This is a genomic window from Nocardioides sp. WS12 (genome assembly GCF_014108865.1).
In the GTDB taxonomy this organism is placed as follows: Bacteria; Actinomycetota; Actinomycetes; order Propionibacteriales; family Nocardioidaceae; genus Nocardioides.
This window is the reverse complement of the sequence record NZ_CP053928.1, coordinates 4,141,169-4,154,165: the sequence shown is the minus strand read 5'-3', so window position 1 is coordinate 4,154,165 and position 12,997 is coordinate 4,141,169. Positions and strand designations below refer to the sequence as shown.

Here is a 12,997-nt window from a genome sequence, read left to right as displayed (position 1 = left end):
GCCTTCCGTCGCTAGCGTGGGGATCGATGACCGCGGTGGCTCCCGACCCGGAGGTACTCGACGACGCCAGCGTCGCCGGGGGTCCCGTGCTGCGGGTGCGCGTCGGCTCCGCCCTCCATGTGTACGACGACGCGCGGGCCGCGCTCGGCAGGCTGACGTTCATGCGCCGCGACGCCTGCTGGTCGCTCGTCGACGACGGCGTCCGGGGCGGGGTGTTCCTCGACGGATGTCGCGTCCAGCAACTCCCGCTCTTCCCCGACCGACCGGTGAGCGTGCGCATCGGTGCGGCCGACGGGCCGACCGTGGACCTGGCGGTCGACCTGCCCGTGGAACCGGTCGTCGAGCCGGTCGTCGAGCCCGCGCCGATCGCCGTACCAGCGCCCATCCAGGGCCGTCGCGCCCTCGTCGCCGAGCACCTCGTGGTCCGCACGGCGACCGGACGTGTCCTGCTCGACGACGTCGACCTCGTCCTCGGCCCGGGCACCCTCACTGCGCTGATCGGACCCTCGGGTGCGGGCAAGTCGACGTTGCTGCGGGTCCTCACCGGCCAGCAACATCCCGCCGGCGGCTCGGTGCGCTGGCGTGGCGTCGACGTCCACCGTGACTACGACGCGGTGCGTTCCCAGATCGGCCTGGTGCCCCAGGAGGAGATCCAGCACCCGCAGCTGGAGGTGCGCCAGTCCCTGGAGTTCTCGGCGCAGTTGCGGCTCCCGTCGGGCACCACCGAGAGCGAGCGGGACCGTCGGGTCGAGGAGGTCATCAGCCAGGTCGGACTCGACCGGCTGCGCGGGCACCGGATCGGCAGCCAGTTGTCGGGCGGGCAACGCAAGCGGGTGTCGATCGCCACCGAACTGCTCACCGCTCCGCCGCTGCTGTTCCTCGACGAGCCGACCTCCGGCCTCGACCCCGGCATGGACCGATCGGTGATGCAGGAGCTGCGCGGCCTGGCGGAGGCCGAACGCGTCGTTGTCGTCTCGACTCATTCCGTGCTCGGGCTGGAGGCCTGCGACAACGTCGTGGTGCTCGCCCGTGGCGGTCGCGTCGTCCACGTCGGCCCGCCGGACGGCCTGCTCGAGCACTTCGGTGTGCCGGACCACCCTGCCCTGTTCGACCTCCTGGATTCCTCCCGGCCGCAGCCCCGCCACACCGAGGCGAAGGTGCGCACCCCGATCGTGGGGGCCGCGCCGTTCCGGCCGGTGGCGAGGTCGGCACAGGTCGCCACCCTGATCCGTCGCAATGTCGCGCTGCTGCGCGCGGACCGTCTGCACCTCGGCATGCTCGTGCTGATGCCGCTCGTCCTGGCCGGTCTCAGCCGGCTCGTCCAGGGCTCGGCGGGCCTGTCCCTGCAGGTCGCCGAGCGACTGCCCGGTGGCGCCGCGGACGGCACCGAACTCACCCAGCGCCTGACCCTGCTGGTCATCGCAGCGTCCCTGATGGGTGCTGCGATGACGGTGCGCGAACTCGTCGGGGAGCGTGCGATCTTCCGACGCGAGTACGCCGTCGGCCTCTCGCCCGGCGCGTACGTCGCCAGCAAGGCCCTCGTCCTCGGCCTCGCCTGCTTCGGGCAGGGCGTGCTGGTCACCTGGCTGTCGCTGATCGGTCTGCCCGAACAGGACCACGGTGGGGGAGTCCGTGGTTGGGGTTGGTGGGAGATCGCGCTCCCGATCGGACTGCTCGCTGCGGTCATGGCGCTCGCCGGACTCTGTGTCTCGGCGGCCGTGCGCACGGTTGAGCAGACGGCACCTGCCCTCGTGGGCCTGGTGATGAGCCAGATCGTGCTGGCCAGCGCCCTCGTCCAATTCGCTGGTCGACCGGGGCTCGAGCAACTCTCCTGGCTGGCGCCCAGCCGCTGGGCCTACGCCGCGATGGCGTCGAGCACCGACCAGCAACGGACGTTGAGCGGTGACACGGACGCGGTACGCGACCCGCTCTGGTCCTACGGCGCCGCGCAGTGGGACCACGCGATCCTGGCGTTGCTGGCGGCCGGCCTCGTCCTGTGGCTGGTCCTGCTCCGGACCGTCGGGCGGTCGCGCTCGGCCTAGGAGTCCTTCGGCGTTTCTCGGGGAGCAGTGGCCTTGCTCGGCTTTGCCCGGGACGCGCGGGTCTTCGGCGTCGTCGGCTCGGTGCCGACGAGGGCGAAGACCGGAGCAGTCACCTTCTCGAGTGCGCTGACCGCCTCGGCATGGCGCTCGGCCAGTGCCCGGACGACGCCCGCGAGGTCCTCCTGCGCCTCGGCCAGGGTGGCGACGGTGTCGGCCAGCTCGCGCTGGCGCACGATGAAGTCCTGGAGCGGCTGGGCCGTGGATCCGGCCAGACCCGTGACGGCGGTGGCCATTCCGGCGACGACGCCGGCGAGGTCGCCGACCTGGCGGGCGAGTTCGTCGGGCTGCGTCACACCGGTGATCGCGGTGTCGCGAACGGTGCGCAAGGTGTCGGCGGCGAGCTTGATGGCCAGCTGGTTCGACTTGATCAGCAGGTCCAGCGGGTTGAGCGGGGATTCAGCCATGGCGACAGGGTGGCAGACCGTTGGCTCGATGGGGAGGGAATGCGCTGCGCCGCGCCGAGAACGCCCCGTCCACCGCTGTGTCCGATTTCCGCGAGTCGTTGTCGGTGGCGGGAGGCAGGATGGACGCATGGAGATCACCACAGGGACCGAGCGGCTGGACTTCGACGGGTGCTACGTCGCCGTCCAGTCGCGGGATCGCCGGTTCGACGGGGTCTTCTACACCGCGGTCCGCACGACGGGGATCTACTGCCGTCCTTCCTGCCCGGCCCGCACGCCCGCTCCCCGAAACGTCTCGTTCCACCGGACCGCCGCGGCCGCCCAGACGGCCGGCTACCGAGCCTGCAAGCGGTGCCTGCCCGACGCCACGCCCGGCAGTCCGGACTGGGACCTCGCCGCCACCGTTGCCGGTCGCGCGATGCGCCTGATCGCCGATGGTGTGGTCGACCGCGAAGGGGTCAGCGGGCTGGCCAACCGGCTGGGCTACACCTCGCGCCACCTCTCACGCCTGCTCACGACCGAGCTCGGTGCCGGCCCTCTCGCCCTGGCTCGCACCCAGCGAGCGCAGACGGCCCGCGCTCTTGTCGAGAGCACGGCGCTGAGCCTGACCGACGTTGCGTTCGCGGCCGGCTTCTCCAGCGTGCGGCAGTTCAACGAGACGATGCAAGAGGTCTACGCCGCGACGCCGAGCGAGTTGCGGGGCCGGCGGGCCTCCAGCGGGAGCGCCGCGACCACGGGCGCCATCGAACTCCGGATCGCCGTCCGCACACCCTTCGCAGGCCGCGCCCTGTTGCGCTTCCTCGCCGACCGGGCGGTGCCCGGCATCGAGGTCACAGAGGTCCGCCCGGACGGCACCGGCTGGTACGCCCGCACCCTCGACCTGCCGCACGGCCCGGGCACTGCCCGCGTCGAGCTCGCCGACGTCGACGGAGTCGGGTCGTCGTACGTCGCGATGGTGCTGCGGCTCGACGACCTGCGCGACACGGCCGCCGCCGTCGCACGGATGCGGGCGCTCCTCGATGCCGATGCTGATCCCGTCGCCATCGACGCCCACCTCGGAGCCGACCCGGTGCTCGCACCTCTCGTCGCCCGACGTCCCGGTCTGCGCGTGCCCGGCCATGTCGACGGCACCGAGCTCGCGGTCCGCGCGGTCCTTGGCCAGCAGGTCACGGTGGTCGCGGCACGCACTGCCGCGGCCCGGCTCGTCGCCAACCACGGTCGACCGATCACCACACAGGTCGACGGTCTCACCCACCTCTTCCCGACGGCCGCCGCGGTGGCCGCCATCGACCCGGAGGAGTTCCGGATGCCACGGGCTCGCGCGCGGGCGTTGATCGGACTCACCGCTGCGTTGGCGGACGGCACGCTCGTTCTCGATCGCGGCCCGGACCGCAACGACGTCCGCCGGAACCTGGTGGCCCTCCCCGGCATCGGACCGTGGACGGCCGACTACATCGCGCTGCGGGCGCTCAGTCACCCCGACGTGTGGCTACCGACCGATGTCGGCGTGCGCAACGCACTGGTCGGCCGCGAGCCGGTCGACCCCGAGCGCTGGGCGCCCTGGCGCTCGTACGCCCTGCTCCATCTCTGGACGTCCCTCGCGGACGCTCCTGTCGCCCAGCTGTGACACCGACTGGAAGAATGAGGAACACCATGTGGACTGTCGTCGAATCGCCCATCGGGCCGCTGCGCATCGTGGAGCAGGCCGGTGCCATCACTGCGATCGAGTTCTCGCCCTTCCGTGACAACGACGGTCGGCCCCGCGGCCCGCAGGCCGACGAGGCACCCGTGCTGAAGAAGGCGGTCGGCCAGTTGGCGGAGTACTTCGCCGGCGACCGCACCGAGTTCGACCTGCCGCTCGCACCTTCAGGAACCAGTTGGCAGCGTTCGGTGTGGGAGCAGCTCGAGAAGATCGCGTACGGCGAAACGGCGTCGTACGGCGAGATCGCGCACCGGCTCGGCAAGAGCAACGCTGCGTCCCGGGCCGTCGGCACCGCCAACGGTTCGAACCCGATCCCGATCGTCATCCCGTGCCATCGCGTCATCGGCGCGGACGGCACGTTGACCGGCTACGCCGGTGGGATCCAGCGCAAGCAGGCCCTGCTCGAACTCGAGCAGGACGCCCTCTTCTAGGCCGACTTGGGGTTTGTGACCGTCGAGTTGTACGTAGTTACGCGGGTCGCCGAACACAAACCCCAACTCGGCGGTCACAAACCCCAAGTCGGCGGTCACAAACCCCAAGTCGGCTATTCGGCCGCAGCGCGGCGCAGCGACTCGGACAGCCGCTCGGCGGCCGCGAGCACGGCCGGTGCGTGCATCCGGCCGGGCTGGCGCGAGAGGCGCTCGAGCGGACCGGACACCGACACGGCGGCGATGACCTTGCCGCCGGGGGAGCGGACCGGGGCGGAGACCGAGGCCACGCCCTGTTCGCGTTCGCCGACGGACTGGGCCCAGCCACGGCGACGGATCGCGGACAGCTCGGCAGCCGAATAGGCGGCGTTCTGCAGGCCACGGTGGATGCGCTCCGGGTCGTCCCAGGCGAGCAGCACCTGCGCGGCGGAACCAGCGCGCATGGTCAGCTGGGAGCCGACCGGGATCGTGTCGCGCAGGCCGGAGGGACGCTCGGCGGCCGCGACGCAGACACGGTGGTCGCCCTGTCGGCGCCAGAGCTGGGCGGATTCGCCGGTGATGTCGCGCAGTCGCGCCAGCACGGGGCCGGCGGTCGCGAGCAGACGGTCCTCGCCGGCCGCAGCGGAGAGCTCCGCGAGGCGCGGGCCGAGCACGAAGCGGCCCTGCATGTCGCGGGCCACCAGCCGGTGGTGCTCGAGGGCCACGGCCAGACGGTGGGCCGTCGGCCGGGCCAGGCCCGTGCCGGCCACCAGGCCGGCCAAGGTCGCCGGGCCGGACTCCAGTGCCGTGAGCACCAGGGCCGCCTTGTCGAGTACGCCGACGCCGCTCGAGTTGTCCATATGGCAATACTGCCGTCTCGGATGATGGGATGCAAGTTGTACAGTGGTGCCATGGCAAAGACGCTCAGTGAAAAGGTCTGGGATGAGCATGTCGTCCGATCGACGGCAGGCGAGCCCGACCTCCTCTACATCGACCTCCACCTCATTCACGAGGTCACCAGCCCGCAGGCCTTCGATGGCCTGCGACTCGCGGGCCGTCCGGTCCGTCGTCCTGACCTGACGCTTGCGACCGAGGACCACAACGTCCCGACGCTCGACTGGGACAAGCCGATCGCTGACCCGGTCAGCAAGACCCAGGTCGACACGCTGCGCAAGAACGCTGCTGAGTTCGGTGTCCGCCTGCACCCGCTCGGCGACATCGAGCAGGGCATCGTCCACGTGGTCGGCCCGCAGCTCGGCCTGACCCAGCCCGGCATGACCATCGTCTGCGGCGACTCGCACACCAGCACCCACGGTGCCTTCGGTGCGATCGCGTTCGGTATCGGCACGTCCGAGGTCGAGCACGTGCTCGCGACCCAGACGCTGATGCAGGCCAAGCCCAAGACCATGGCCGTGACGATCAACGGCAGCCTGCCCGACGGCGTCACCGCCAAGGACATGGTGCTCACCCTGATCACCCACACCGGCACCGGTGGCGGCCAGGGCTACATCGTCGAGTACCGCGGCCAGGCCATCGAGGAGCTCTCCATGGAGGGCCGGATGACCGTCTGCAACATGAGCATCGAGTGGGGCGCCAAGGCTGGCCTCATCGCTCCCGACCAGACCACCTTCGACTACATCGAGGGCAAGCCCGAGGCGCCCAAGGGTGCCGACTGGGACGCTGCCGTCGCGCACTGGAAGACGCTCGTCACCGACGAGGACGCCGTGTTCGACAAGGAGATCGTCCTCGACGCCTCCGTCATGACGCCGTTCGTCACCTGGGGCACCAACCCGGGTCAGGGCGTTGCGCTGGGTGGCGTCGTGCCGACCCCGGCCGACTTCGAGGACGAGCAGGACCGCATCGCGGCCGAGAACGCCCTGACCTACATGGGCCTGGTCGCCGGTACGCCGATGCGCGAGGTCAAGGTCGACACCGTCTTCGTCGGCTCCTGCACCAACGGCCGGATCGAGGACCTGCGGCTCGCCGCCGACATCCTCAAGGGCCACAAGGTCGACTCGAACACCCGACTGCTGGTCGTTCCGGGCTCGGTCCGGGTGCGGATGCAGGCCGAGGCCGAGGGGCTGCACGAGATCTTCATCGCCGCGGGCGCCGAATGGCGCGGCGCCGGTTGCTCGATGTGTCTGGGCATGAACCCCGACCAGCTCACGCCGGGCGAGCGCAGCGCGTCGACGTCGAACCGCAACTTCGAAGGCCGTCAGGGCAAGGGTGGCCGTACCCACCTGGTGTCCATCCCCGTCGCTGCCGCCACTGCTGTGCGCGGCACCCTGTCGTCACCTGCTGACCTGGTCTCGACAAGCTCGACCACCGGATTTGGAGCCTGAGTCATGGAGAAGTTCACCAACCACACCGGCATCGGCGTGCCGCTCAAGCGCAGCAACGTCGACACCGACCAGATCATCCCGGCGGTCTACCTCAAGCGCGTCACGCGCACCGGCTTCGAGGACGGGCTGTTCGCCGCCTGGCGCAACGACCCTGACTTCGTGCTCAACAACGACGTGTACGCCGCCGGGTCGGTGCTCGTCGCCGGTCCCGACTTCGGCACCGGCTCCTCGCGGGAGCACGCCGTGTGGGCGCTGCAGAACTACGGCTTCAAGGCCGTCATCTCGGCCCGCTTCGCCGACATTTTCCGCGGCAACTCCGGCAAGGCCGGCCTCGTGGCCGCGCAGGTCGACGAGAAGGTCATCCAGCGTCTCTGGGACCACCTCGACGAGAACCCGGGTGCGCAGATCACGGTCGACCTCGAGAACAAGACGGTCAGCACGCCGGGCGGCGAGGTCGAGGACTCCTTCGACATCGACGACTACACCCGCTGGCGTCTGCTCAACGGTCTCGACGACATCGGCATCACCTTGGGCAACAAGGACGACATCGCGGCCTACGAGGCCGGACGGCCGTCCTGGAAGCCGGTCACGCAGCACGCCTGAGCGGCCCCAGCAAGCCTCAGCAATACGCGAGGGCACCCGGTGAACACGTAAAGTTCACCGGGTGTCCTCTGTCGTTGAGCCCCGTGTGACGGAGGGGTCTGCGCCCGACGACGAGCGGACCGCGTCCGGACCGGCACCGCTACGAACGGTGCTGCGCCGTGGCGTGATCGGCAGCCTCCAGGCCGCGGTGGCCGTGGCCGTCGTACTCGAGGCCTCGACGCTGGGCCTGTTCTACCCGCGCTGGTTCAAGGACCAGTTCTTCGACGGCGGTGCGTTCTACCTCGACACCCTGGTGATCTGGATCCTCATCGGATTCCTCTGGGCGGTGCTCGGGCGGCTGTGGTGGTCGATCGGACTGGTCATGGCGCTGGCGTTGGCCGTCGGCATCGGCAACCTGGTCAAGATCCAGATCCGCGAGGAGCCGGTCTACCCGAGCGACCTGGACTTCGTACGCCAGCCCGAGTTCCTGACGTCGATGGTCTCTCCGGTGTTCCTGGTCGTCGCTCTCGCGCTGATCGTGGGTGTCTTCGTGGCGGCCGTGCGGATCGGGCGACGGATGAGCGTGCGCTATCCGCGTCCGCGCCTTCGCTCCCTGCCGCGCGAGCACGCCCTGCTCGTCCTGGGCCTGCGGCTGGGCGTCGGCGTGATGGCGGCCCTCCTGTTGATGCAGACCACCCAGTTCAACCAGCCCGGCAACGTGTGGCGCGGCCTCTACGAACTGCGCGGCAACGACTGGCGCTACTGGAGCCAGAAGACCAACTACCGCTCCAACGGCTTCGTGGGCGGGTTCCTGTTCAACATGCCGGTCAGTGCCATGGCCAAGCCGCAGGGGTACGACGAAGCCGAGATGGCGCGGATCGCGGACCGCTACACCGCGCTGTCGAAGGACCTCAACGCCGAACGCACCGGCAGCCTCGATGACGTGAACATCGTCCTGGTGCTCAGCGAGTCCTTCACGGACCCCACCGAACTCAAGGGCTTCGACCTCGAGCGCGACCCGATCCCGCGCACGAGGGCCCTGATGCAGGACACGACCTCGGGCCACATGCTCGCCCAGATGTACGGCGGCGGCACGGCCAACATGGAGTTCGAGACCCTGACGGGCCAGTCCCTCGGGCTGTTCCGTCCGCAGATGCTGTCGCCGTACCAAATGCTCGTACCGGGGAAGGCGAACTACCCGTCGGCGGTGGGCTGGTTCAAGAGCCACGGGCACGACGCGATTGCCGTTCACCCCTATCGGGTGGGGATGTACAAGCGCGAGCAGGTCTACGAACGCTTCGGCTTCGAGTCGTTCATCCACGACACGACCATCGGCGAGACCGACACGATCGACGACAACCCCTTCATCTCGGACAAGGCGGCGTTCGACGAAGTCCTCACCCAGATCGACGATCACGACAATCCGTTGCTGGTGAATCTCGTGACCATGCAGAACCACATTCCCGTCGATCACAACTACGACGACCCGATCAAGGTGCACGGCGCCGGCGACAACGGCAAGAAGATCGGCCAGTACGCACGCGGCCTCGAACACACCGATGAAGCGCTGGCTGCCTTCCTCGAGAAACTCACGACGAGTCCCGAGAAGACGATCGTGCTGTTCTACGGCGATCACCTGCCGGGCATCTACGGGTCGAAGGTCAAGAACGACAACGCCGGTCTGTCGCTTTACCGAACGCCTTTCCTGATCTGGAGCAACGAGCCCGGACGCAACGTGGCGCGTCAGGTTCCGACGACGAGTCCGTCCTTCTTCCTGCCGTTGTTGTACGACGTCGCGAACGCGCCGATGCCGCCGTACCTCACCTTGCTCGACCAGGTGCATCAGCACGTCCCCGCCATCCAGCAAGGGCGCCTTCTCGACACCAGTGGTGAGCCGATCAAGGAGTCCGAACTGGACCCCGAAGCCGCGCAATTGCTGGCAGATCTTCGTCTCGTGCAGTTCGATTTCTCCATCGGTGGGCGTTTTGCGTTGGACCGGATGTGGCCCGGTTCGGCCTCCTGAAGGGCCAAATCGGCCGAAATACCGTGGTTTCAGGGAAAAAACAGGGCCAAACACGGCGTGGTGATTGTGAGTGTGGCCACTAATGCCTAGCGTGCCCTGAAAGGACGGCTGGGCGAGGGCTCGGCTGCAACAGCCCAAGGGACGCCCGATGAGGCGCGTTTCGGAAGGACAAGTAGTGAACAAGTCTCAGTTGATCGACGCGCTGGCCGACCGATTCGAGGGCAGCCGCAAGGACGCTTCCCACGCGCTTGACGCGGTTCTCGACACGATCACCCGCCAGGTTGCCAAGGGTGAGAAGGTCGCCATCACGGGCTTCGGCTCCTTCGAGAAGGCCGTGCGCAACGCGCGTTGGGTGCGCAACCCGCAGACCGGCGAGCGGGTCAAGACCAAGAAGAAGGCTGTTCCGAAGTTCAGCGCTGGCGCTGACCTGAAGAACGTCGTCTCCGGTGCGAAGAAGCTCGCGCCGCTTCCGAAGAAGGCCGCCGTCGCCACGAAGGCTGCTGCGACCAAGAAGGCTGCTCCGGCGAAGAAGGCTGCTGCTCCGGCCAAGAAGGCCGCCACCGCAGCGGTCAAGAAGGCTGCTGCTCCGGCGAAGAAGGCCGCAGCTCCCGCCAAGAAGGCGGCGGCTCCGGCCAAGAAGGCTGCCACCACGGCGGTCAAGAAGGCTGCTGCTCCGGCGAAGAAGGCGGCGGCTCCGGCCAAGAAGGCTGCCACCACGGCGGTCAAGAAGGCTGCTGCTCCGGCGAAGAAGGCCGCAGCTCCCGCCAAGAAGGCCGCTCCGGCCAAGAAGGCACCGGCCGCCAAGAAGGCACCGGCCGCCAAGAAGGCTCCTGCCAAGAAGGCTGCTGCTAAGAAGGCCTGACTTCACGCAGTTCCTTGATCGGGCCGTCCTCCTTCAGGAGGGCGGCCCGATTGCCTTTTCGTGCGGTCAGTCCCGGGTCAGTTGTACGACGGCCAGGGCCCGCGCGGTCGCAGGTCCGACGCCGAGCGTGACGGCGTCGCGCAGGTCGGCGAGGTCGTCGACGTCCCGCCGAAGCGTGGGCACTGCGCCAGGGACCTCCTGCGCATCGGAGCCATGGCGTTGCGCGGACTCCGGACCGAAGCGCGGGTCGAAGTCGTCGTACCCGGCGGAGTAGAAGGTGGTGCCCGTTCCGTCGGCATCCCTGACGAAGCAGGCCGTCGTCGTTGCTGCGAACTCCAGGGCTGCGGCGAGGTCGATCGGCGCGAGGGCGGGGAGATCGGCGCACAGTGCGACGGGTCGCAGGTCCGGCCGTTCGTCGTGGATCACCGTGGCTGCATGGCGCAGGGCAGCGTTGAGGCCGCCGCCGGGATCGGCGCAGGTCGTGGCGCCCCGATCGGCCAGGGTGGCCGCGAAGCCGGCGTCGTCGCTGACCACCAGGACCCCGGCGACACCGGGGGTCTGCAGGCAGGCATCGACCGCATCGGTGGCAAAGGCGCCGGCCAGCAGTCCGCGGTCCGTGTCGCTCAGCGTGGCCATGCGGGACTTCGCAGTGCCCGGGGACTTCACGGGCAGCAGGATGACGAAACCGCCCGGACGCGAGACCACGGCGTCCATCTTCGCAGGCACGTGAAGCGGCGCGTGTCGCGCCCTGAAGTGGTCGGGGTCACTGACCGGTAGCCTGCGTCTCGTGAAGGTGCGCAAGTTCCAGGAGAAGCGTGGCTGGGCGTTGAACGTGGCAGTCGCAATCGTGAAGCCGACGATGCTGGCCACCACGCGTCGGACCTGGCTGGGGAGTGAGAACTTCCCCGAAACGGGCGGCTACCTCATCGTGCTCAACCACCTGTCGCACGCGGATCCCCTGACTGCGGCCCACATGGTCTACGACCACGGTCGCCACCCGCGCTACCTCGCCAAGGCCAGCCTTTTCAGCAACCGCGTGCTGGGCACCTTCCTCACCTCTGCTGGCCAGATCCCCGTGAAGCGCGAGACCAAGGACGCCGTCGGCGCCTACGCCGCGGCGGTCGAAGCGGTCAACGCCGGCCAGGTCGTGGTGATCTACCCGGAGGCGACCATCACCCGCGACCCCGACCTGTGGCCGATGAAGGGCAAGTCCGGTGCGGCACGGATCGCCCTCGAGACCGGCTGTCCGGTGATCCCCGTCGGCCAGTGGGGCGCGCAGGACCTGCTGGCGCCGTACGACAAGCGGCCGCATCTGTTCCCGCGCAAGAAGGTCGAGATGCGGATCGGGTTGCCCGTGGACTTCACCGACCTGCGTTCCCAGCCGCGGACCCCGGCTGTCGTCAACGAGGCGACCGCCAGGATCATGGCCGCGATCACCCACGAGCTCGAACTGATTCGTGGCGACAAGGCTCCCGCCGAGCGCTACGACATGGCGGTGCAGGGTGACCGGTTCAAGAAGCAGAAGAAGACGAAGGCGAAGGGCGCGTGAACGGACTCGTGGGGAATCTGTCGGGCAACAAGGTTGCCGTGCTGGGTGCTGGTTCGTGGGGGACGGCGTTCTCCATCGTGCTGGCCGATGCCGGCAACGACGTGAGCATCTGGGCCCGCCGTGAAGAGGTGTCCGCCTCGATCAACGAGGGACACGAGAACGTCGACTACCTCCCCGGGATCGAGTTGCCGCGCACGATCACCTCGACCCCCGACCCGGAGGAAGCGCTCGCCGGTGCCGACATCGTCGTGCTGGCCGTGCCGTCCCAGTCGCTGCGGGAGAACCTCCCCGCCTTCCTGCCGTACGTCGACAACGACGCCGTTTTCGTCTCCCTGATGAAGGGCGTCGAACTCGGCACCCTGAAGCGGATGTCGGAGGTGATCGCCGAGGTCGGTGACATCGGTGCCCACCGGATCTCCGTCGTCAGTGGCCCCAACCTCGCCCGCGAGATCGCCCGTCGTGAGCCGGCGGCATCCGTCGTGGCGTGCGCGGACGAGAACGTCGCGACGCTGCTGCAGAACCGGATGCACTCGTCGGCCTTCCGCCCCTACACGAGCGTCGACGTCCTCGGCTGCGAGTTCGGTGGCGCCTACAAGAACGTCGTGGCGCTGTGCGTTGGCATGGCCGTGGGCCTCGGCTTCGGTGACAACACGACTGCCTCGCTGATCACCCGCGGGCTGGCCGAGACGGCCCGGCTCGCGATGAACCTCGGTGCCAATCCGCTGACGCTGATGGGTCTGGCCGGACTCGGCGACCTCGTCGCCACCTGCTCCTCGCCGCTGTCCCGCAACCGGACCTTCGGCGAGAAGATGGGCCAGGGCATGACGGTCGAGGACATCTACGCGTCGACCCGACAGGTCGCGGAGGGCGCGAAGTCCTGCTCGTCGCTGCGGGCCCTGGCGGCGCAAATGGGCGTCGATGCGCCGATCGTTGACGCCGTCGACGACGTGGTCGCCGGCAACCTGACGACGTCGGGCCTGATGGAGGCCTTCATCGCCCGCGACACGAAGTCCGAACTGTCGTAGCC

Annotated in this window: 12 protein-coding genes; 9 read left to right on the top strand and 3 right to left on the bottom strand. The window is 69.0% G+C overall.

Annotated elements, in window-relative coordinates:
• The first annotated feature begins 26 nt into the window (after positions 1-26).
• Positions 27-2,042: an ATP-binding cassette domain-containing protein gene (locus HRC28_RS20095; protein WP_182377166.1), complete on the top strand. Its 2,016-nt coding sequence runs from the start codon at positions 27-29 to the stop codon at positions 2,040-2,042.
• Here HRC28_RS20095 and HRC28_RS20090 read toward each other — a convergent pair.
• Positions 2,039-2,506: a hypothetical protein gene (locus HRC28_RS20090; protein ID WP_182377165.1), complete on the bottom strand. Its 468-nt coding sequence runs from the start codon at positions 2,504-2,506 to the stop codon at positions 2,039-2,041. The genes HRC28_RS20095 and HRC28_RS20090 overlap by 4 nt on opposite strands.
• A 127-nt stretch (positions 2,507-2,633) precedes the next feature.
• Between HRC28_RS20090 and HRC28_RS20085 the strand changes: the two genes are divergently transcribed.
• Both HRC28_RS20085 and HRC28_RS20080 read left to right on the top strand, forming a co-directional pair.
• On the top strand, positions 2,634-4,130 hold the full coding sequence (locus tag HRC28_RS20085) for an AlkA N-terminal domain-containing protein (RefSeq protein WP_182377164.1): 1,497 nt from the start codon (positions 2,634-2,636) through the stop codon (positions 4,128-4,130).
• Between the two features lie 26 nt (positions 4,131-4,156).
• Entirely contained in the window at positions 4,157-4,636 is a 480-nt protein-coding gene (locus HRC28_RS20080) for a methylated-DNA--[protein]-cysteine S-methyltransferase (protein WP_182377163.1), read from the top strand.
• 113 nt (positions 4,637-4,749) lie between these two features.
• Here the strand turns inward: HRC28_RS20080 and HRC28_RS20075 are convergent, their stop codons facing one another.
• The gene (locus tag HRC28_RS20075; RefSeq protein WP_056714163.1) at positions 4,750-5,472 is read right to left on the bottom strand and encodes an IclR family transcriptional regulator; all 723 of its coding nucleotides are present in this window, start codon (positions 5,470-5,472) and stop codon (positions 4,750-4,752) included.
• 51 nt (positions 5,473-5,523) lie between these two features.
• Here HRC28_RS20075 and leuC point away from each other — a divergent pair, with 51 nt between their 5' ends.
• From leuC to HRC28_RS20055, 4 genes are all read left to right on the top strand, one after another.
• On the top strand, positions 5,524-6,954 hold the full coding sequence (gene leuC / locus HRC28_RS20070) for a 3-isopropylmalate dehydratase large subunit (protein WP_182377162.1): 1,431 nt from the start codon (positions 5,524-5,526) through the stop codon (positions 6,952-6,954).
• Between the two features lie 3 nt (positions 6,955-6,957).
• Positions 6,958-7,557: a 3-isopropylmalate dehydratase small subunit gene (gene leuD / locus HRC28_RS20065; RefSeq protein WP_182377161.1), complete on the top strand. Its 600-nt coding sequence runs from the start codon at positions 6,958-6,960 to the stop codon at positions 7,555-7,557.
• A gap of 61 nt (positions 7,558-7,618) precedes the next feature.
• Positions 7,619-9,559, top strand: a complete 1,941-nt coding sequence (locus tag HRC28_RS20060) for an LTA synthase family protein (protein WP_182377160.1) — start codon at positions 7,619-7,621, stop codon at positions 9,557-9,559.
• A 175-nt stretch (positions 9,560-9,734) separates the two neighbouring features.
• Complete coding sequence (locus HRC28_RS20055; protein ID WP_182377159.1) at positions 9,735-10,421, top strand: HU family DNA-binding protein; 687 nt, start codon at positions 9,735-9,737, stop codon at positions 10,419-10,421.
• 66 nt (positions 10,422-10,487) lie between these two features.
• Here HRC28_RS20055 and cofC read toward each other — a convergent pair whose 3' ends face one another.
• The gene (gene cofC, locus HRC28_RS20050; RefSeq protein ID WP_237111577.1) at positions 10,488-11,126 is read right to left on the bottom strand and encodes a 2-phospho-L-lactate guanylyltransferase; all 639 of its coding nucleotides are present in this window, start codon (positions 11,124-11,126) and stop codon (positions 10,488-10,490) included.
• Positions 11,127-11,208: 82 nt separating this feature from the next.
• On the opposite strand from cofC, the gene HRC28_RS20045 reads away from it, so the two are divergent.
• Together HRC28_RS20045 and HRC28_RS20040 are read left to right on the top strand one after the other, a co-directional pair.
• Positions 11,209-11,970: a lysophospholipid acyltransferase family protein gene (locus tag HRC28_RS20045; protein WP_182377158.1), complete on the top strand. Its 762-nt coding sequence runs from the start codon at positions 11,209-11,211 to the stop codon at positions 11,968-11,970.
• Positions 11,967-12,995: an NAD(P)H-dependent glycerol-3-phosphate dehydrogenase gene (locus HRC28_RS20040; RefSeq protein ID WP_237111576.1), complete on the top strand. Its 1,029-nt coding sequence runs from the start codon at positions 11,967-11,969 to the stop codon at positions 12,993-12,995. Before HRC28_RS20045 ends, HRC28_RS20040 begins: the two co-directional genes overlap by 4 nt.
• Positions 12,996-12,997: the final 2 nt, after the last annotated feature.